The organism is Kribbella flavida DSM 17836, assembly GCF_000024345.1.
Classification (GTDB): domain Bacteria; phylum Actinomycetota; class Actinomycetes; order Propionibacteriales; family Kribbellaceae; genus Kribbella; species Kribbella flavida.
In genome coordinates, this window is record NC_013729.1 from 2472228 (window position 1) to 2492406 (window position 20179).

The 20179-nt window shown below is 70.8% G+C and carries 17 protein-coding genes; 11 read left to right on the forward strand and 6 right to left on the reverse strand.

Going from position 1 to position 20179, the window contains the following annotated elements:
- Positions 1-4: 4 nt before the first annotated feature.
- The 3 genes from KFLA_RS11730 (at position 5) to KFLA_RS11740 (ending at position 3402) form a co-directional block, all read left to right on the forward strand.
- On the forward strand, positions 5-424 hold the full coding sequence (locus KFLA_RS11730) for a YjbQ family protein (protein WP_012920002.1): 420 nt from the start codon (positions 5-7) through the stop codon (positions 422-424).
- A gap of 107 nt (positions 425-531) precedes the next feature.
- Entirely contained in the window at positions 532-735 is a 204-nt protein-coding gene (locus KFLA_RS11735; RefSeq protein WP_012920003.1) for a hypothetical protein, read from the forward strand.
- Between the two features lie 186 nt (positions 736-921).
- The gene (locus KFLA_RS11740; RefSeq protein ID WP_012920004.1) at positions 922-3402 is read left to right on the forward strand and encodes an ATP-binding protein; all 2481 of its coding nucleotides are present in this window, start codon (positions 922-924) and stop codon (positions 3400-3402) included.
- A 616-nt stretch (positions 3403-4018) separates the two neighbouring features.
- Here KFLA_RS11740 and KFLA_RS11745 read toward each other — a convergent pair.
- The gene (locus tag KFLA_RS11745; RefSeq protein WP_012920005.1) at positions 4019-4528 is read right to left on the reverse strand and encodes a pyridoxamine 5'-phosphate oxidase family protein; all 510 of its coding nucleotides are present in this window, start codon (positions 4526-4528) and stop codon (positions 4019-4021) included.
- A gap of 53 nt (positions 4529-4581) precedes the next feature.
- Here KFLA_RS11745 and KFLA_RS11750 point away from each other — a divergent pair, with 53 nt between their 5' ends.
- The 3 genes from KFLA_RS11750 (at position 4582) to KFLA_RS11760 (ending at position 8790) form a co-directional block, all read left to right on the forward strand.
- Positions 4582-5424: a DegV family protein gene (locus KFLA_RS11750; protein WP_012920006.1), complete on the forward strand. Its 843-nt coding sequence runs from the start codon at positions 4582-4584 to the stop codon at positions 5422-5424.
- 203 nt (positions 5425-5627) lie between these two features.
- On the forward strand, positions 5628-6419 hold the full coding sequence (locus tag KFLA_RS11755) for a ComEA family DNA-binding protein (protein ID WP_237706775.1): 792 nt from the start codon (positions 5628-5630) through the stop codon (positions 6417-6419).
- 88 nt (positions 6420-6507) lie between these two features.
- Positions 6508-8790, forward strand: a complete 2283-nt coding sequence (locus tag KFLA_RS11760; RefSeq protein ID WP_237706776.1) for a ComEC/Rec2 family competence protein — start codon at positions 6508-6510, stop codon at positions 8788-8790.
- A gap of 248 nt (positions 8791-9038) precedes the next feature.
- On the opposite strand, the gene KFLA_RS37905 is transcribed toward KFLA_RS11760, so the two are convergent.
- Positions 9039-9212, reverse strand: coding sequence for a hypothetical protein (locus KFLA_RS37905; RefSeq protein ID WP_012920009.1), 174 nt, complete (start codon positions 9210-9212; stop codon positions 9039-9041).
- Positions 9213-9297: 85 nt separating this feature from the next.
- Between KFLA_RS37905 and KFLA_RS11765 the strand changes: the two genes are divergently transcribed.
- The 3 genes from KFLA_RS11765 (at position 9298) to holA (ending at position 11563) form a co-directional block, all read left to right on the forward strand.
- Positions 9298-10128 (forward strand): helix-turn-helix domain-containing protein, encoded by an 831-nt coding sequence (locus KFLA_RS11765; protein ID WP_041289280.1) that lies wholly within the window; start codon positions 9298-9300, stop codon positions 10126-10128.
- Positions 10129-10153: 25 nt separating this feature from the next.
- Positions 10154-10474: a hypothetical protein gene (locus KFLA_RS38285; RefSeq protein WP_202797114.1), complete on the forward strand. Its 321-nt coding sequence runs from the start codon at positions 10154-10156 to the stop codon at positions 10472-10474.
- Positions 10475-10579: 105 nt separating this feature from the next.
- A complete protein-coding gene (gene holA, locus KFLA_RS11775; RefSeq protein ID WP_012920010.1) occupies positions 10580-11563 on the forward strand; it encodes a DNA polymerase III subunit delta in 984 nt (327 codons plus the stop codon).
- 535 nt (positions 11564-12098) lie between these two features.
- Here holA and rpsT read toward each other — a convergent pair.
- A complete protein-coding gene (gene rpsT, locus KFLA_RS11780) occupies positions 12099-12359 on the reverse strand; it encodes a 30S ribosomal protein S20 (RefSeq protein ID WP_012920011.1) in 261 nt (86 codons plus the stop codon).
- A 133-nt stretch (positions 12360-12492) separates the two neighbouring features.
- A complete protein-coding gene (locus tag KFLA_RS11785) occupies positions 12493-13530 on the reverse strand; it encodes a LacI family DNA-binding transcriptional regulator (RefSeq protein ID WP_012920012.1) in 1038 nt (345 codons plus the stop codon).
- 154 nt (positions 13531-13684) lie between these two features.
- On the opposite strand from KFLA_RS11785, the gene KFLA_RS11790 reads away from it, so the two are divergent.
- Positions 13685-15382 (forward strand): RICIN domain-containing protein, encoded by a 1698-nt coding sequence (locus tag KFLA_RS11790; protein WP_012920013.1) that lies wholly within the window; start codon positions 13685-13687, stop codon positions 15380-15382.
- A 159-nt stretch (positions 15383-15541) separates the two neighbouring features.
- Complete coding sequence (locus KFLA_RS11795; protein WP_012920014.1) at positions 15542-18544, forward strand: S8 family serine peptidase; 3003 nt, start codon at positions 15542-15544, stop codon at positions 18542-18544.
- Here the strand turns inward: KFLA_RS11795 and KFLA_RS11800 are convergent.
- Positions 18541-19671, reverse strand: a complete 1131-nt coding sequence (locus KFLA_RS11800) for a hypothetical protein (protein ID WP_012920015.1) — start codon at positions 19669-19671, stop codon at positions 18541-18543. The two genes, KFLA_RS11795 and KFLA_RS11800, sit on opposite strands and share 4 nt — an antisense overlap.
- Entirely contained in the window at positions 19668-20162 is a 495-nt protein-coding gene (locus KFLA_RS11805) for a SigE family RNA polymerase sigma factor (protein WP_237706777.1), read from the reverse strand. Before KFLA_RS11805 ends, KFLA_RS11800 begins: the two co-directional genes overlap by 4 nt.
- Positions 20163-20179 lie beyond the last annotated feature (17 nt).

Genomic DNA, 20179 nt, shown 5'->3' on the forward strand with positions numbered 1-20179 from the left:
GGTCATGCGCTCCGAACTGATCGACGTAGGGACCGGCAGCAGCGAGGTCGTCTTCGACCTGACCAGCAGGTGCGAGCAGTTCGTCTCCGCCGAGGCCCACCAGGCCCAGGGGGACGGACTGCTGCACGTGTTCGTGCCGCACGCCACGGCCGGGATCGCGATCCTGGAGACCGGCGCGGGCAGCGACACCGACCTGCTGGCCGTGCTCGAGCAGCTGCTGCCGCGCGACTTCCGGTGGCAGCACCGGCACGGTAGCCCCGGTCACGGACGGGACCACGTGCTGCCGGCGCTGATTCCGCCGTACGCGTCGATCCCGGTGCTGAACGGGCGGATGATGCTCGGCACCTGGCAGTCGATCTGTCTGGTCGACACCAACGTCGACAATCCGGACCGTCAGGTCCGGCTTTCCTGGCTGCCGAGCTGACGGTCAACAAATCACCGTCGTCGCTCGGTCCGGAGTTTCTCGGTGACTTATCGCGATGTTGCCGGAGGTGTTACGCCGGCGAAACACGACCTGGATTGAATAGCGGCATGGCGGCCCTCGATTCCCTGCGCGAGCACTGGCGCGGCGTCGGTACCGAACTCATCGTGCGCGCGACCCGAGGCATCTGCGCCGGCAGCCTGCTGAACGCCGACCGCGGCCGCGCCGACACCGCCGCCCGGATCGAGGACTGGTCCGGCGTGCTTTCCCTGTACGCCGAGCAGAATGCCGGCGAGGTCCGGGTCAGCGCCTGACCCACCGCATTTCACCGGGGTCGTGACCACACCTTTGAATTTCAACCTTCAATCGCTGCGGAATTCCGTCCGATATTCACGCCGGCGGCCGCTGTGAGTCCGGTCACCCCGCGCGTCCGGTTTCCGGGGGCGTTGTCACGCTATGTTGTGCTGTGGCGGTGTGAGGCTCAGAGGGGGTGACGGGCTTTGTCGGACGCGGAGGGCCGGGAGGCGGGACGAAGCGGCGGGTTCGCCGATCTCCTGCTCGACTTGAGGGTTCAGGCAGGGCTTTCCCAGGAGGAGCTGGCCGAGGCGGCCGGGCTCAGCGTCCGGACCATTCGCGAGTTGGAGGCCGGCCGGGTCGCCAAGCCCCGCAAGGACTCGGTCCGGCTGCTGGCCGAAGGTCTCGGACTGCGCGACGGTGACGCGGGCAGGTTCCTCGCCGCGGCCGGGCACGGCTCGATCCGCCCGGTGATCGCCGTCGGCGCGCCGGCCTCGACCGGGATGCGCTGGCTGGGAACGCGGCCGATTCCCGACGGACTGGTCGGGCGGGACAAGGAGTTGCTGGAGCTGGCCGACCTGCTGCGGCAGAACCGGCTGGTGACGCTGGTCGGGCCGGGAGGCGTCGGCAAGACCGAGCTCGCGCTGGCCGCCGCCGACCGGTTCTCCGGCGCGGACACCACGGTCGTTGTCGTCGACCTGACCACCGTGCAGCGGGACGCCGCCGTACCGTCGGCGATCCTGGACGCGTTCGGGACCGCGCCGGGCACGTCCGACCTGGACGACGTGCTGTCCGGGCGGAAACCGGGCGACCTGGTGATCGTGGAGGACAACGCCGAGCACGTGCTCGACGGCGTCGCGACGGTGGCGAACCGGATGGTCCGCAGCTTTCCCAGCGTCGGTGTCCTGGTGACGTCGCGCATCCCGCTCGGACTGCCCGACGAGGTGGTCCGCCGGGTCGAAGTGCTCGGCGTACCGGCGAACGACCGGGACTTCGCCGAGATCGCGGCCAGCCCGGCGGTGGAGATGTTCGTCCGGCGGGCGGCGCGGGTGCGTTCGGACTTCCAGCTGACCCCGGCCAACGCCGCCACGGTCGCACGGCTCTGCCAGCGGCTGGACGGTTTGCCGCTGGCGCTGGAGCTCGCAGCGGCCCGGGCCGGATCACTGTCGGTGGAAACGATCCTGGCCGCGCTGGACGACCGGTTCCGGCTGCTGTCGGGGCCGCGACGGTTCGGCGCGCCGCACCAGCGCACGCTGGCCGACACCATCGCCTGGAGCGTCGACGCGCTGTCCGACGCCGCCCGGCAGTTGCTGTACCGCGCGTCCATGCTCGGCTCGCCCTTCACCCTCGACGCCGTCGTCGGCGTGTGCACCGGGCCGCCGATCGACCCGCTGGACGTGCCGATGCTGCTGGCCGAGCTGGTGGACAAGTCGCTGCTGCAGCCGGTGCTGGAGTTCGAGGCGCTGTACGGCGCGCGGTACAAGATGCTCGAGACGATCCGCGAGCACGCCTACGCCGGGCTGGCGTCGCAGGGCACCGACCAGCAGCGGTACCGGGCGGCCAACGCGAACTCGGCGACCTTCGAGGTGGCGCTGGAGCGTGCGACCGAGCTGAAGCAGTGGGACACGGCCGCGCAGATCGTGCTCGGCTTCCGGGTCGCCTGGCAGTACCAGGCGAGCGTCGCGCAGAGCGGCATCCGCTGGGCCGTCGAGTGCGCCGAGAACGTGACGGACCAGGGGACCAGCGGCAGGTTGCTGGCCATCGCGGGCCGACTGTCGAACCTGACCGGTGACGTGCGGGCCGCCCGGCGGTACTACGGCGAAGCGCGCACGCTGATCGCGCCGGAGTCCGAGATGGGACTGATGGCTCGGGGTGGCTGGGTGTCGTCCGGGTCTCTGCTGCTCGACACCGCTAGCCTGGCGGAGATCCCGCCCCTGGTGGCCGACGCGCGGGAGCACGGGAACGTCCAGCGGTCAGCGACCGTGCAGGCGATCTGTGGTCTTGCTCTGGCCCGGTGGGGGCGGTTGCCGGAGGCCAAGGAGCTGCTGCTGGCCTGGGAGGCCGCGCTGGTCAATCCGGAGGTCTACCCGGACGACATCGCGTACCTGGCACTGAGCCGGGTCGAGCTGGAGCTCGGCAACCTGGCGGATGCCCGGCGCTGGGCCGAGCTGGCCCGGGACAGCCAGGCGTCCGACGACCCCGAGCGGACGAAGGTCGCGGGATGCCTGGCGATGGTGGAGTACCAGGAGGGCCGCTTCGAGCAGGCGCAGGCGCTGCTGGATGAGGCGGACGCGGACATCCGGGGACACCGGGGCTACTTCGACTACCTCGTCATGCTGTACCGCAGCAGGTTGGCTCGGCGCGCCGGGGACCTCACGGTGGCTCGGACGTCGATCAGAGACGCTGTGAGCCGGCTGCAGGTCGAGGGACGAGTGGTGTACCTCCTGGACGTGCTGCCCGAGGCGGTGGCCGTGCTGCACGCCGACGGACACTCCGAGGCGGCTGACCGGCTGTGCGGCCAGTTGCTGGCCTGGCAGCGGACCATGGACCCGCCGATGCTGCCGACTGCCTGGGCGGTGCTGCAGGAGTCCTGCGCGAGTGCGTCGGAAGCTGCCGGTTGGCCTGAGCCCGACCCGGCCGATGCGGTCCGGCGGCTGGCGGACGACGTACTGACTGCGCTTTCCTGAGCCGCTCCTGCGGGCTCGTCCCGGCTTCTACTCCGGGTGCTCGTGCCGGGTGCTCCTTTCGGCTGCATCGAAGCTGCCGGGCAACTGCCGGGTTTTCTGCCTCGTCCTGACATGGCCGCCGCGACCAGGATGTACGTCGTAGGGCAGGTTCCACGAGACAGAGATCGACGGCCGGGCCGGCTGTCCGAGGCAGGAGGTGGTCACCGTGACGAGGCAAGCGCGGACCACCGGAGCGCCGAGGCAGATCACGGGCCGGGTGGAGGCGACGCGGAGGTTGTCCGGCAGGGACCGGTGGGGGCGCCGCTCAGCTGTCGTGAACTCCGGCGTGCTGCGGCGTGCGGGTCTGTCCTACGCGATACCGGGTGCCGTGCGCCGTCAGGGCACCGGACCCGGGGTGGGGCTCCAGCAGTGGTCAGGCACACGACACAGGGGACGAGTGCCGGCCCGGTCGACACGGGAAAGCCGGTGGGTTTGGTCACCCACCGGTGGGGTCGACCGCTGGGGCTCCCCGGGGCAAGCAGTAGCTCACCGAGCTGACAACCAGGGGGAGTCAGCTCACGGCGAGGTGGCAGCCACTGGAGGGGTTGGCCGCCACCTCGCTTCTGCTTGCGGTCCGTCAGCCGGGAAGGACGGCGGACTTGTCGAACGCGTAGCCGACCATCCAGTGCGGCTGGAGCCGGCAGTACACGATGTCGTCGCCCCAGCTGGACGGCGAACTGCCGTAGTGCGCGACCAGGTGGTCCTCGATCTCCTGGAAGTCCGGGTGCTGATCGGTCAGGAACTCCACCCGCCCGTGGCTGAACACCCCGATCCGCTCGCCGTCGACGTACGACACGCTGGCGGCCGGTCTGGCCCGCAGGTGCCGCGCCTTCGCCGCGCTGCCGGAGGTGCTGAACACCCAGCGTGCGTGCAGGAAGTGGCCGTCGACCGCGCTGATCCGGGGCTCGCCGGTGGCGGTGACCGTGGCCAGGTTGAGCGTGCACATGCCGGTCAGGACCTGGGTCAGCTCCTGTGCGTCCAGCCTGCGCTGCTCGGTGACGATGCTGCGGAGATGCTCGGTGGAACGCCCGTACGCCGCGTCCAGCAGCCGCTGCAGCTCCGCGATCTCTTCGCTGGTCTCCCTCATTCTTCGCAGTCTGGCACCAGGCGCCGACGAAAACTGTCCGGTAACCTCGCTGCATGTCAGCCCGCGTGCACGTCGTCACCGACTCCACGGCGGGGTTGTCGGCGCACGAGGTGCTCCGGCAACCGCTGACCGTCGTACCGCTGCAGGTGGTGATCGGCGGCACGTCGTACGACGACGGCGACACCAGCGCGGACGTGGTCGCCGAGGCGCTGAAAACTTTCACCCCGGTCTCGACCAGCCGGCCGGCGCCGCAGTCGTTCGCCGACACCTACGCGCGGTGTGCCGCGGCCGGGGCGGAGTCGATCGTGTCGATCCACCTGTCCGGGGACATGTCGGGCACGGTCGAGGCGGCGATGATCGGCGCGAAGGAGTCGCCGGTTCCGGTGCGGGTGGTCGACTCGCGCTCCCTCGGGATGGGCCTGGGCTTCCCAGTGCTCGCTGCCGCGGTCGCTGCCGCCGCCGGCGCGTCGCAGGCCGAGGTCGAGGCCGCCGCCCGGGCCCGGATGGCGGCGACGTCGGCGTACTTCTACGTGGACACCCTGGAGTACCTGCGCCGCGGCGGCCGGATCGGCGCCGCGCAGGCCCTGCTCGGCACGGCGTTGGCCGTCAAGCCGCTGCTCACCATCAGCGGCGGCCGCATCGTCCCGCTGGAGAAGGTCCGTACGTCGAGCCGGGCGATCGCTCGCCTCGCCGACATCGCCGTCCAGCGTGCCGGCGCCGGGCCGGTCCAGGTCGCCGTCCATCACCTGGCCAACCTCGACAAGGCGCACACGCTCGCCGACGGCCTTGCCGACCGCCTGCCCCAGGCCGAAGCCATCGTGCTGCGCGAGGTCGGAGCAGTCATCGGCGCCCACGTCGGTCCCGGCATGCTCGCCGTCGTCATCGCTCCGCGCTGACTTCGCGCGGTTCTCCACCGGCCGTCGTCGTTGCTACCGCGCTGATTGCGCGCGGTTCTCCACCGGCCGTCGTCGTTGCTACCGCGCTGATTGCGCGCGGTTCTCCACCGGCCGTCGTGGCCACCCTGCGCTGACTGCGCACGGTTCTCCACAGGTCGTCGATTGCCCGCGGCCGACCGGCTTTTCGCTCGTACTTTCCCTGTGTGAAGCCATCACGCCGACCTCCCGCGCCGGACCCGGCCGACCGCCAGGCTGCCCTGGCCCGGCTGCGCGCCGCGTCCGGGCGGGGACCGGCCGACGAACGGGAGGACGAAGTGCGAGGCGGCTGGATCCCCGACACCAAGCTCCCCGAGCGCCTGCAAGGCACCCGCTGGAGCCTGACCCCACGGCACCTCGCCGTGGTTGCCCTGGTCCTCACCATCGGCCTGCTTTGGGCCGGCTGCTCGGTGCTGCGCTCCCAGCCCGAGCCCGTGCCCGACAACCGCCCGTCCCCAGCCCTGGTCACCGGCTCCCCGGTGGCCGCCCCGACCTCGCCCACCGATCCGCCCGCCGCCTCGACCGCCACCCCGCCCACGACCGTCGTCGTCCACGTCGCCGGCAAGGTCCGCCGCCCCGGCCTGATCCACACCCGCCCGGGCGCCCGCGTCGCCGACGCCTTGGCCGCAGCCGGTGGCGCGTTGCCCGGCGCCGACCTGACCACGCTCAATCTCGCCCGCCCGGTCACCGACGGCGAGCAGATCCTCGTCGGCCTGCCCAACCTCCCGCCGCCCGGTCCGAACCCGACGCCAGGCCGCAGCACGCCGACCTCCGTCGACCTCAACACCGCCACGCTCGACCAGCTCGACGCGCTGCCCGGCGTCGGTCCGGTCCTGGCCCAGCGCATTCTCGACTACCGCACCGAGCACGGGCGGTTCACCACCATCGACCAGCTCCAGGAGGTCCCCGGCGTCGGCACCAAGAAGTACGAGGACCTGAAACCCCATGTCCGCATCTGACCCCGCACCGGAGGACTCAGCCGGCCCACCGCTCGATCTTCGCCTCCTACTGCCCGCGGCTGCCGGCTGGCTCACGGCCATCGTGCTGATGGCTTTCTCGACTCAGCTCGCCCTGACCACCGCGGGACTCGCCGCAGCGATCTCGGTCGTCCTGCTCGGCATCGCCCTGCGCCGCCGATCACGCCTCCTGCTCATGCTGGTGGCCATCACCACGATGGTCACCGGCATGGCGGCCGCCTCCGCCTTCCAGCTTCAGCAGCTCACCGCAGGTCCGATCCCAGCCCTCGCCGCCGCCAACTCCACCGCCAAGCTCCAGCTCAAAATCACCAGTGACCCCGCCGTCCGCCAGAGCTCCGGCAGCCGCCGCCCGCCGTACGTCGTACTGAACGCGACGGTCGAGCAGGTCACCGCCCGAGGCTCCACCACCCGCCTGCGGACACCGGTCCTGGTGATTGGCTCCGCCCGGTGGCAGCACGTCCGCCTCGGTCAGCGCATCGAGACGACCGGCCGCTTGAGCCCTGCCGACCGCGGCTCCGACATCGCCGCGATGCTCTCCGCCCGCTCGACCCCGAAGGTCCTCACCGAACCGCCCTGGTGGCTCCTGGCCGCCGAACACGTCCGCGCCGGCCTGCGAGCCTCGGTGGAAGGGGAGCCATCGGACGTCCGTGGCCTCGTGCCCGCCCTGGTGATGGGCGACGAGTCAGCCCTCCCACCCGAGTTGGTGCACGACTTTGAACTCACCGGGCTGACCCATCTCTCGGCTGTCTCCGGCACGAACCTCACACTGCTGCTCGCCTTCGTCCTCCCACTGGCCCGGCTCTGCGGCGTCCGCGCCCGAGGACTGACCGTCGTCGGCCTCGCCATGGTCGTCGTCTTCGTAACCCTGGCGCGCCCCCAGCCCAGCGTCCTGCGCGCCGCCGCCATGGGCTTGGTCGCGCTCGCTGCCATGACCGCCGGCGGCTCCCGCCGTCGTGCCGTCCGCAGCCTGTCCGTCGCGGTGATCGTCCTGCTGCTGCTCGACACGTCGTTGGCCCGCTCAGCCGGGTTCGCACTCTCCGTCCTGGCCACGGCCGGCATCGTGCTCCTGGGCCCCGGTTGGCGAGACGTGCTCGCCACGTGGATGCCGATCCGCCTCGCGGAAGCCATCGCCTGCCCGCTGGCCGCCCAACTCGCCTGTACGCCGATCGTCGCCTGGCTGTCCGGTCAGGTCTCCCTCGTCGCCGTCGCAGCCAACCTGTTGGCCGGTCCAGCCGTGGGCCCCGCGACGATCCTCGGCTTCGGTGCCGCTGGAATCGCCTTGCTGAGTTCGGATCTGGCCCGTCTCGCCGGTTGGCTGGCGAGCTGGCCGGCCCGCTGGATCATCCTCGTCGCCGAAACCGGCGCGGACCTGCCCGGCGCCGTCAGCCCCTGGCCCGCCACCGTCGTCGGCGTAGGCCTCCTCACCTTGCTCTGCCTGGCCCTCACCTTCGGCCTGCACCGACTGCTCGCCCGCCCGCTAGCCATGCTCCTGGCCGTCGCCGTCCTGGTCTTCGTCGTCCTCCGCCCCACCCCACGCCTCGGCTGGCCGCCGGACAACTGGATCCTCGTCGCCTGCGACGTAGGTCAAGGCGACGGTCTCGTTCTCCGCGCCGGCCCCAGCTCGGCGGTGGTCGTCGACACCGGCCCCGACCCGACGCCGATGGACCGCTGCCTGCGCGAACTGGGCATCCACCACGTCCCGGTCCTCGTCCTCAGCCACTTCCACGCCGACCACGCCGGCGGCCTGGCCGGCGTACTGCACAACCGCCAGGTCGACGCCATCGAGGTCACCCCGTACTACTCCCCACCAGCCGAACACCGCCGAGTGCAAGCCCTGGCCGCCGCCCACCACATCCCCATCCGCCCCGTCACCTACCGGGAACGCCGCACGCTAGGCCCCATCACCTGGACCACCCTCTGGCCCGCCCGGGTCCCAGCTCTCCCCACCTCCGGCGCCCCGTCCCCGACCTCCGACGAGGGCTCACCCGAGAACAACGCCAGCATCACCCTCCTGGCCGAGACCTCCGGCGTCCGCATCCTGCTCACCGGCGACCTGGAACCCGAAGCCCAACGAGCCCTGCTCGCCACCCACCCCGACCTCCGCGCCGACATCCTCAAAGTCCCCCACCACGGCTCCGCCCGCCAGGACCCCACTTTCCTGGCCGCCACTCAACCCCGCCTGGCCCTCATCTCCGCCGGCCCCGACAACGACTACGGCCATCCCGCCCCCAGAACCCTCGACCTCCTCACCCGCCAAGGCACCACCATCACCCGCACCGACACCACCGGCGCCATCGCCGTCACCACCCCGAACAACCGCCTGACCACCACCACCAAGGGCCGCACTCCTTGAGCGCGGCCGGGGAAGGAGATGAGGAAGGGAGGTGAGGGCGCTGCGTCCGGCGCCTGGGGCAGCACCGGGTATCCGCGCTCCCGCACGACTGGATGGTTCAGGTCACGCGGCACGCCTACGGGCTCATTCGGCAGATTCTGAGCCGCGCTGAGTCTTCTCGCACTGTGAAGAACAGCCGCCATCGCTGGGGCATGGCTTTGGAAGGCGGGACGCGTGCGGTCCGAAGCTGCACACGCGCGCCCCGCCGGTCAGGGATTGAGCTTCTGCACATGCCTGGCGAAGGACCGATGGTGATGCAGATGGCCGACTGTGCTCCAGCAGATCCACATCCACTCGCCGACGATGTGTGAAACCAGTCCTACGCCGTAGTCCTCCCAGACGACCCAGTCGCCTTCCTTCAGCTCGCTCCCGATGGCTTTCATGAGTCGAGTGTCATGAGTACGGTTCGTCAGTTGGAGCTTTCCCCTGTATCCCGCGGGATGAGGATGCAGGGATACAAAGGCATGGGTGACACTGGACAACGTGAGCTTCGGGCAGCGGTTGCGGGAGTATCGCGGGCATCGGGGGTGGTCGCTCGCGGAGTTGGCGCGGGCTACGCATTACAGCCGTGGGTATCTGAGCAACGTGGAAAACGGTCGGAAGGGGCCGACCGAGGAGCTGGCCCGGCTTTGCGACGAGGCGTTGCGGGCCAAGGGGGAGCTGCTGGCGGCGGCGCGAGGTGATGCGGTGAGCAGGTTGGACCGGACGCCGTGGCAGACGGCTGAGTTGGTTCAGCGGATGCAGGCGAGTGACACGACCGCGCGGACCATCGAGTCCTTGCAAGCGACCATCGAAAAGCTGTGTTGCCAGTACAACCGCCGCGATGCCCTTGAGTTGCGGGACGAAGCGCACAGCTGGTCGCAGCACGTCGCGGCGCTTCTGCGTCGTCCGGTCGGATTGAAAGCTCATGAGGACCTCCTGGTCGCCGGTGGATGGCTTGCGCTGCTCGCGGGGTGCGTCGAGTACGACCTGGGCATGCGGACCGCGGCCGAGTCGACTCGGTCAGCAGCACTGCAACTCGGGTTGGAGGCCGGTCATCCTGAGATCGCTGGGTGGGCTCAGGAGATGGTTGCGTGGTTCGCGTTGACCCAAGGCAGGTTCCGGCAGGCTGCTGAGGCGGCGGAGAAAGGCCAAGCCGTGGCGAAGTCGTCGTCGGTGCACGTGCAGCTCATCGCCCAGGAGGCGAAGGCCAGGGCTCGGCTGGGGGGAGTCAGGGCTGGACACGCTGCTGGAAACCGGTCGCGAGTTCCTCGGGCGGCTGCCGTACCCGGACCGGCCGGACAACCACTTCAAGGTTGATCCGGCGAAGTGGGACTACTACGCGATGGACGTGCATCGACTGGCCGGCGAGAACGACCTCGCCAGAGCCCGGGCGCAAGCGGTCATCGACGACAACCTCGCGCCGGACGGCACCGAGCTGAGTCCGATGCGGATCGCGGAGTGTCGTTTGACGCTCGCCTTCGTGGCAGGGCGCGAGGGTGACCTGGAGCAGGCGGTGGCGCTCGGTCGGAGTGGGCTCAAGAACGGGAGGCAGAGCGTGGTGCATCTGCAGATGGTCGCGGGAGAGCTCCACCAGGAGTTGCGGGCGCGGTATCCGGGAGAGGCCTTGGTATCGGAGTTCGGGGACGCGATCCGCGCGTTGTGAGTGTGGGCAGGGTTTGGCTTGTTCGGTGGTCCTGTTTGTTGTTCGGGGGGCCGGGGAGCGGTGGGTGTGCTGGTTGTCGGTGGGGCGTGGGATGCTGGCGGGGTTATGGCTGCTCGGAAGAATTCTGCGCCGAAGCTGGGGGACGTGCTGCTCGTCACCGGCTCGGAGACGTTTTTGGCGGATCGGGCCGTGCGGTCGGCGATCGCGGCGGTGTCGAAGGGCAAGACCGACGTCGAGGTGACCGACGTCGGGGCGGGCGAGCTGGACGCCGGGGTGTTCGCGGAGCTGACCGGGCCGTCGTTGTTCGCGACGGAGCGGGTGCTGGTGCTGCGCCTGCTGGAGAACCTGCCGGCCGAGATGGTGCCGTACCTGCTCGAGTACGCCGGTACGCCGGCCGAGGACGTGCTGGTGGTCCTGGTGCACTCCGGCGGACAGAAGGGCAAGGCGGTGCTCGACAAGTTGCGCAAGGCCTCGGTCACCGAGGTGGTCGCGACGGCGCCGAAGACCTGGGAGCTGCCGCAGTTCGTGATGGGGGAGATCCGGCTGCTGGGCGGTGGCATCGACGAGCGGGGCGCGGCGGCGCTGGTCGACGCGGTCGGGCACGATTTGCGGGCGCTCTCGGGAGCGTGCTCGCAGTTGGTGTCCGACTCGGACGGGCAGCCGATCACGCCCGAGCTGATCGGGCAGTACTTCGGCGGGCGGGCCGAGGTGACGAGCTTCGCGGTGGCGGACGCGGCGATCGCCGGCCGGACCGAGCCAGCGCTGGAGCAGCTGCGGTGGGCGCTCGACTGCGGGGTCGCGGCGGTGCTGGTGACGAGCGCGATGGCCGGTGGGCTGCGGGGTCTGGCGAAGTACACGAGTGCGCCGAGTGGGATGCGCGAGGCGGATCTGGCGCGCGAGGTCGGCGTACCGCCGTGGAAGCTGAAGACCTTGCGGCAGCAGGCGCGGGGGTGGACCCCGGGCGGGTTGGCGACGGCGATCAAGGCGGTCGCGCAGGCTGATGCCGACGTGAAGGGCGCGTCGGGCGACGCCGGCTACGCGCTGGAGCGGATGGTCATCACCGTCAGCCGAGCCCACGGCCGCCGCTGAGCCGTACTCCGTCGCCCGACTCCTGCGATGGGTCGCCGGAACGCTCGCGCTTTCGCCGGCAGCGTGCGGCGGAGCGGAGTCGGCAGGGCGCGGGCGGAGCCGAACGGGCGGCGCGCGGGGGAGCGGAGTCGGCGGCTGCGGGCGGAGAGGAGCCGGCTGTCGCTAGCGCGGAGTGCCCGGGAGCGGCGAGATCGCAGAGTGCCCGCGGGCGGCGACGGTGCGGCGGATGACGGCCGCCGTTCTGGTGGACGCCGACGGCTGAAGAACGGCTGCCGGCTCGCTGCGGGTACGGCCGTCCCACATTCCCGGATACCTCGCCGAGCGAGGGACGCGCCGGAGCTGCAACCAGGCGCAGAAGAAGCGCAGACAGGCTGGGCTCAGGCCTGGCCTAGGCCGCGCTCAGGCCCGTTCCGGGCACGCGAGAGGCAGGATTCGGGCACGCAGAGGGCAGGCTCCGGCGTGCGAAAGGCAGGCTTCGGGCACGCGAAAACGATCGGCCCGGTCCGGGAACGGAGGGCCGATCGTCGGGTGCGAATCAGAGGGAAGCAGCCTTCTTGAAGATGGACGACTTCCGGTTGGCGGCCTGGTTGGCGTGGATGACGCCCTTGCTGGCGGCCTTGTCGAGCAGGCGAGCGGCAACGCGAGCCTGCTCCTGCGCCTTCGCGGAGTCGCCGGCGTCGGCGGCCTCGCGGAAGCGGCGAACAGCCGTCTTGAGGGTCGACTTCACCGACTTGTTGCGAAGCCGGGCAGCCTCGTTCTGGCGGTTGCGCTTGATCTGGGACTTGATGTTCGCCACGGAGCAGAGCCTCGATCAGGAGTTTGCGGTCAGTACAGGAAAGGTGCGGTGTGCAGGACGGAACGACCGGCGTACACGCGCGAAGAAACAGATTACCAACATCCGCCGGTCTCCACCAATCCGGCCGAGGGCGTCAGCCGACGGCCTGGGGTGCCGGCTGGGCGGGGGTGGTGCTTTCTCTGCGGGTCAGGCGGTATGGCGCGGTGGTCGAGCAGAGGCCGGCGGGCCGGCCCGCGATGGCGTCGAGCAGGCGGTCGACGGCGAGCTCCGCGATCCGGATCTTGTCGGGGGCGATCGTGCTGAGGGTCGGCGTGCTGAACTGCCCCTCCTCGATGTCGTCGAAGCCCACCACCGCGACGTCCTCCGGGATCCGGACGCCGGCCCGGTGCAGCGCGTGGATGGCCCCCAGCGCGAGCAGGTCGTTGTAGCAGAAGACGGCGTCGGGCGGCTCGGGCAGTGCGAGCAGCTGAGTCATCGCCTGGGCGCCGAGGCGGCGGTGGAAGCGTTCGGTGGGGACCACCAGGCGTTCGTCGTACTCCAGGCCGGCCCGGCGCAGGGCCTGCCGGTACCCCGCGGTGCGCAGCTGGGCGGTCTCGCCGGTGTCGTACGGCTGGTCGCCGATCGCCGCGATCCGCCGACGACCGAGGGCGATCAGGTGCTCGGTGGCCTCCCGCGCGGCGGCGACGTTGTCGATGGCCACGTGGTGGTACGACGGCGCGGCGAGGTGCTCGCCCAGCAGGACCAGCGGGACTTGGTTGCTGCGGTCCCGCAGTTGCTCGGCGGTGACGGCGATCGGGCTGAACAGCAGACCGTCGAAGAGCGCGGTCCGGGAGCCGCGGTCGAGCAGTTCGAGCTCGCGATCGGGCTCCCCGTCGGTCTGCTCGATCATCACCGCGAACCCGCGTTGGCGCGCGGAGGTGATGACCGCCCGAGCCAGTTCCGCGAAGTACGGGACGTCGAGCTCGGGAACGGCGAGCGCGATCAGGCCGGTCCGTCCCTGCTTCAGGTTGCGGGCGACCAGGTTGGGGCGGTAGTCGAGCTCGGCCAGCGCCACCTCGACCCGGGCGCGCATCGCCCCGGACACCGCCGCGTAGCCGTTGACGACGTTCGAGACTGTCCGGATCGACACCCCGGCGCGTTCGGCGACGTCACGCAAGGTGGCCCTGGTCATCGGTCCCTCCTGGTTCGGCGGTAGGGCGAAATTACCGCAAAGTTGCTCTTGCATCGATGCAATTCGCTAGTGAAGATGCTTGCAACGATGCAAACCGGCCACCGCGGAGTAGGCCGTCGTCGTCCTTCTCCCGCCCAGAGAAAGGAACTTCTCCATGCCGAAACAGCCGAGACGCGTCTCCCGGCCGGCGCTGCGTAGAACGCTCGTAGCCGTCGCCACCATCGCCTGTCTCGTGGCCGGTACGCCGACCGCAGCGGCCGCACCCGGCGCGGCCGACGCGGCCGAGGCGGCTGACGCGGCCGAGGCGGCTGACGCGGCCGACGCGGCCAGCGCGGCCGACGCGGCCAGCGCAGCCAACGCGGTCGGCGCACAAGCCGACGGGGCCGGCGGCACCTTGCTCCGGGACGGGGCCGGCTTGTACCCGCGCGCCTTGCGGCTGCAGCACAACGGCGCCGCCAACGGCCGGATCCTGGCCAGCGTGGTCACGTTCGTCGGCAACGGTGACGGCCTCGGCGCTATCTACGAGAGCACCGACGCCGGTGCGGCCTTCCGTCAGGTCGGTGCCGTCGCCGACCCCGAAGCGGCCGACGGCCAGGGCCTGTGCTGCGCCACTTTGTACGAACTGCCGCAGGCGGTCGGCCAACTGCCGGCCGGGACCCTGCTGTGGGCGGGCTCGGTCGGGGCCTCGGATCGCCCGATGTCGCTGCGGATCTGGCGCAGCAACGACCTCGGCCGGACCTGGTCGTACCTGTCCAGCTGTGCCGACGCGGTGAACGATCGCGGCCTGTGGGAGCCGGAGTTCTCGATCGCGGCCGACGGTCGGCTCGTCTGTCACTACGCCGACGAGACGGACGCGGCGCAGAACCAGAAGCTGATGGAGGTCCGATCCTCCGACGGCATCCACTGGACCGATCGCCGGGCGACCGTGACCAGCGACGACCCGCGGCACCGCCCGGGCATGCCGGTCGTGCGCAAGCTCCCGAACGGGACCTACTTCCTGACCTACGAGATCTGCGCGCTCGGCGGCCAGTACGACTGCGCGGTGTTCTACCGGACCTCCCGGGACGGGTGGAACTGGGGTGACCCGAAGCAGCGCGGGATCCAGCCGCGGACCGCTGACGGGAAATACTTCACCCACACGCCGACCGTCGCCTGGAGCGCCAACGAGGGTCAGCGAGACGGCAAGTTGCTGCTGATCGGCCAGATCCTGCACAACGCCGACGGTAGTGTTGCCGACGGCAACGGCCAGACGATCTTCGGGAACACCGAGAACGGCGCCGGCCCGTGGTACGAGATCGCGGCGCCGGTCGAGGTGCCGAGCCCGTACAACAACTTCTGCCCCAACTACAGCTCGCCGCTCGTCCCGTCCGAGAACGGCCGGCGGGTGCTCGAGATCGCCAGCGCCTGGGCTGCCGACGGTGAGTGCAAGGCGTACTTCGACTCCGGACCCAGCACCGGGACCGGCGACGACGCGGGAGTCCGTGACGGTGCCATCTCGTCCCTGACCAGCGCAGCAACCGCCCTGTGCCTGAGTGCTCCGGGCGGTACCGGTCGGGTGTTCCAGGCGGCCTGCGACGAGGCGCCGCGTTGGCAGGTGGACAAGGCGAGCGCTGGTGCCTACGCCGTACGGGGCAGCGGGAACACGTGTCTGTCGACCAACGGGCGGTCTGAGGCCTGCGACACGAGCGTCGGCCAGACCTGGACGCTGGTGAACGCCGGTCTCGGCTACTACCAGCTCCGGGCCGGCGGGCGCTGCCTCACTGCTCACGGCTCCGCAGCCCATCCGGGCCCAGTCACCGTCAAGGCCTGCGACAACCGCCAGCACCAGATCTGGAAAGCGACGCTGATCTGACCCTGCTGCCTCAGCTCGACCGGCCGGCCACAAGAAGGACGTGACAGCCGGGCCGGGGCAGCGGCATACTCAGGGCCCTGTGCCGTCGGTCACCACCGGCGCCGCGGGGCCCTGTAGGTCCCAGCACTCCACCGCTCCGTCCAGCTCTGGAGGAACTCCGTGCCAGCTTCTGCCCGCGGGCGCCTCACGGTGCTCGCCGTCGCCACCCTCAGCGCCAGTGCGCTGGTGGCCACGGTCGTCACCCACGCGACCGCTTCCACCCCGACCACGTCCACCGTCGCCGGGCCGCCGGTCAAGGAGTCCTCGACCGGCGCGTACATCGTGCAACTGGACGACTCCCCGGTCGCCGAGTACGACGGTGACATCGCCGGCCTGCCCGCCACCCGGGCGCTGCCCGGCGGCAAGCTGGTCCGCGACGCGACGCAGGTCGTCTCCTACGTCCAGCACCTCGGCCGCGAGCGGGCCGCCGTGCTCAACCAGGTCCCGGCCGTCCGGAAGCTGTACGACTACAACTACACGTACGCCGGTTTCTCGGCGCGGATGTCGCACGACGAGGCGGTCAAGCTGGCCAAGGCCTCCGGTGTGAAGAGCGTCGAGCCGAGCGAGCTGCAGCACCAGGACACCGTCGACACCCCGCGGTACCTCGGGCTGTCCGGTCGGGGCGGCGCCTGGCAGCAGGCCGGCGGCGTCGAGAAGGCGGGAGACGGCGTCATCGTCGGCGTGCTCGACTCCGGCTACGTGCCCGAGCGGGCCAGCTTCGCGCCGCTCAAGACCACCAAGGCGTCCGACGCGCTGATCGCGAAGAAGTGGAAGGGCACCTGCCAGGTCGGCACCGAGGCCCCCGTCGCCTGCAACAACAAGGTGATCGGCGCCCGCTACTTCAACGCCGGCATCGGCACCCGCCCGATCGCGGAGGAGTTCACCTCGCCGCGCGACTACGGCGGCCACGGCACCCACACCGCGAGTACGGCGGCCGGCAACCACGGCGTCGACATGTCCGTGCTCGGCCGCGACTACGGCAAGGGCTCGGGCATCGCCCCGCAGGCCCGGCTGGCGATCTACAAGGTCCTCTGGGCCGTCGACGCGACCGGTGGCGGCAGCGGCACCGACGCGGACATCGTGGCCGGCATCGACGCGGCGGTCGCCGACGGCGTCGACGTGATCAACTACTCGATCTCCGGCAGCGGCTCGACCTTCGTGAACGCGACCGGGCTGGCCTTTCTGCGGGCCGCGAAGGCCGGCGTCTTCGTCTCCACCAGCGCGGGCAACACCGGGCCGGGCGTCAGCACGGTCGGCAAGAACTACCCGTGGGTGACGACCGTTGCCAACGGCACGCACGACCGCGAGGTGCAGACCACGGTCACCCTCGGCAACGGCAAGTCGTTCACCGGCGCGGGCATCGGCGCCGGTACGCCGAGCTCGCCGGTGATCCTCGCCAAGGACGCCGGACTGGCCGGCGCCAACCCGACTAACCTGGTGCTCTGCATGCCGGGCACGCTCGACCCGGCCAAGGTGACCGGCAAGATCGTCGTCTGCGACCGCGGCGTCAGCGCCCGGGTCGACAAGAGCCTGCAGGTCAAGAACGCCGGTGGTGTCGGCGTCATCCTGGTCAACCCGACGGCCAGCACGCTGGACTCCGACCTGCACTCGGTGCCGACCGTGCACCTGGACCACGTGGCCGGGCCCGAGGTCAAGGCGTACGTCGAGAGCACCCCGAACCCGACCGCCCAGATCGGCGCCGCCCAGACCGTCCGGGTGAACGCGCCGAAGGTGGCCGCCAGCTCCAGCCGCGGTCCGGCCCTGGCCGGCAACGGTGACCTGCTCAAGCCGGACGTGATGGCCCCGGGCACGAACGTGCTCGCCGCCACCAGCGCGTTCAGTGCGGCCGGAGGGCAGTACGCGTTCATGAGCGGTACGTCGATGGCCGCGCCGCACATCGCCGGCGCCGCCGCGGTGATCAAGGGCCGTAACCCGAGCTGGTCCCCGATGGCGATCAAGTCGGCGCTGCTGACCACCGCGACCACGCTGGACACCGCCGGCAACCCGATCCAGAACGACTCCGGCTCGCCGGGTACGCCGTTCGGCTACGGCTCCGGCCTGATGCAGCCGAAGAAGGCGATGAACCCGGGCCTGGTCTACGACTCGTCGTACGACGACTGGGCGCGGTTCGTCTGCGGCTCCGGTCAGGTGCCGGCGACGCACGAGCTGTGCGCGCAGGGCAAGATCGACCCGAGCGACCTGAACTACCCGACCATCGCGATCGGGGACCTGGCCGGCAAGCAGACCGTCACGCGGACCGTGCGCAACGTCGGCAAGCTGCCCGAGGCCTACTTCCCGAAGGTCGAGGGCCTGACCGGCTTCAAGGTGTCGGTGACGCCGAAGGTGCTGGTGCTGCTGCCGGGCGCGAGCGCGAAGTACAAGGTGACGATCGAGCACAACGGGGCGCCGCTGGAGCAGTACTCGTTCGGCAAGCTCCACCTGCGCTCCGCCAAGCACGTGGTCAGCAGCACGCTCGCGGTGCGGCCGCTCACCGTGAAGGCTCCGCCGCAGGTCAACGGGACCGGTGTGGCCGGCTCCGTCCAGGTGCCGATCACCGCCGGCTACACCGGCACGCTGCAGACCTCCGCCGTCGGCCTGACCGCCGCCGGCACGAACGAGGCGGCGCTGAAGAACCCGGGTGGCGTCTCGTTCCCGAACACCAACCCGGCGGCCAACGACCACGTCGCCAAGAGCACCGTCACGGTGCCGGCCGGGACCAAGTACGCCCGGTTCTCCACCTTCGACGCGGACTACCCGGCAGGCACCGACCTCGACGTGTACGTCTACCGCGCCGGTACGACGACTCTGCTGGGCAGCAGCACCGGCGGCACCGCCGAGGAAGAGGTCAACCTGCCGGCCCCGGCAGCCGGTTCGTACGACGTCTACGTCGACTTGTACGCAGGTGCGAACGAGCAGGCCGTCAAGCTGCACCACTGGGAGCTGACCACCGCGGCCGGCAACCTGACGGCGACACCGGCCTCGCAGAGCGTCCAGGCCGCGGGACAGACTTCTGTCACCGCGACCTGGACCGGCCTGACCACCGGCACTCGCTACCTGGGCCTGTTGTCGTACACCGACGGCGCGGACGGCTCCGGCTCGACGGTGGTCCGGGTGGACAGCTAGGACAGACCGAGACCGATCCTGGTGCCTGCCGGCACGTTGTACACCGACCGGCAGGCACCGGTGGTCACGTCGCAGCGGAAGACGGTCTCCGGCGGCGCCGAGCCGCCGGAACTGAGATCGGTGGCCACCACGAGGAGGTGGGTGGCGTCCTCGAACCGCGGCAAGGACAGGTGGCGGTCGCCGGGCAGTTCGAGCGTGATCCTCCGGCCCGTCGCCACGTCGACAGCGAGCCTCTGATCGAGGTTGACCATCGTGGCGCCGTCGAGCGAGAGGGCGGCGTAGACCTGCGTCTTCACCGCCCCGCACTGCTCGCGATCGACGGCCAGACCGCCGTCCCGCGGGGTTCCGGCCCGCAGACAGGTCGCGCCACCCTTCCTGGTGACCGCAAGGACGCGCTCCGTCCCCGGCTGAACGATCAGGTGGGCGGCGTACTCCGGGACGTCGAGCTCGACGAGCCGATCGGTGCCGGGCCGCCACAGCTGGGGCTTGACGCTCGACGAGTACTCCTCGATGAGCCAGACGCCCTGATGGTTCCAGCCGGTCGGAGTGATGAGCCCCATCGGCGCGACCATGCTGTCGGTCTCTGCGCCGGTCGCGACGTCGAGGATCACCAGCCTGGTCTTGCCCCGGTCTGCCGGTACCGCCGTCACCACGTGACGGCGGTCGGGCGACAGCCGGAAACCGAGCGTGTCAGCCGGGCCGAACGGCTTGACGCTGCCGTCGGTGCGCAGCAGGCCGAGTCGAAAAGATCGCGTCCCTTGCGCTTGAGTCTGGATCAGCCAGCCGCCGTCCACCCGTGCGGTGTCCCGGAAGGACGGGAGACCGACGTCGAGCGGCACCGAGGTCTCGCCGTCGTGCAGGGTCAGTGCATCTGTCCCCAGGACGAAGGGCACGCCGAGGCCCGTACCGGGCCGCTCGGCCAGTACACGGTCGGGACCGGACACACGCGCCACCAGCGGCACCACCAGAACCAGGACGGCGCCGATCGCCGCGGCTGCCATCAGGACCGGCCAGAGGTGTCGCTTCGGAGTCGCGGACTCGTCCAGGCCCGGGGGCTCGGCGTCGTCGGCCACAGAGGCAGCCCGGGCGTGCAGGTAGTCGCGGAGGCGGGTCTCGGTGTCGGTCATCGGGATTCCTTCAGCTGCTCGGTCAGGATCCCGAGCCCTCGCGACGCGGTGGAGCGTGCGGTCGACTCGCTGATCCCGAGGATCTGGGCGATCTCGGCGTGCGGCAGGTCGAGGTAGTAGCGCAGGACCAGGACCTCGCGGGTGCGGGTGGGCAGCTTGCGCAGCGCCTGTTGCACCTCGAGGCGGTCCTCACTGAGCACGACCTCGCTCTCCGCCGAGATTTCCGGCCGCAGGGCCGGAGGGGTGTAGAGGCGGGCCACCCGGCGTCTGCGCAGGACGGACCGGCTTCGGTTGAGCACGGTCGTCCGCAGGTAGCCGAGCGCCTTGTCGGCGTCGTCCAGCGGCCAGCGCCGGTACAGCTCGGCGAAGGCCTCCTGCACCAGGTCCTCCGCCGACTGCCGGTCGTCGACCACCAGGACGGCCAGCCGCACCAGCCCCAGCCAGTGCTGCCGGTACAGCCTCGACACCGCGGCCGGCGCGTCGTCAGGCACCGGTACGGCGCCAGCTG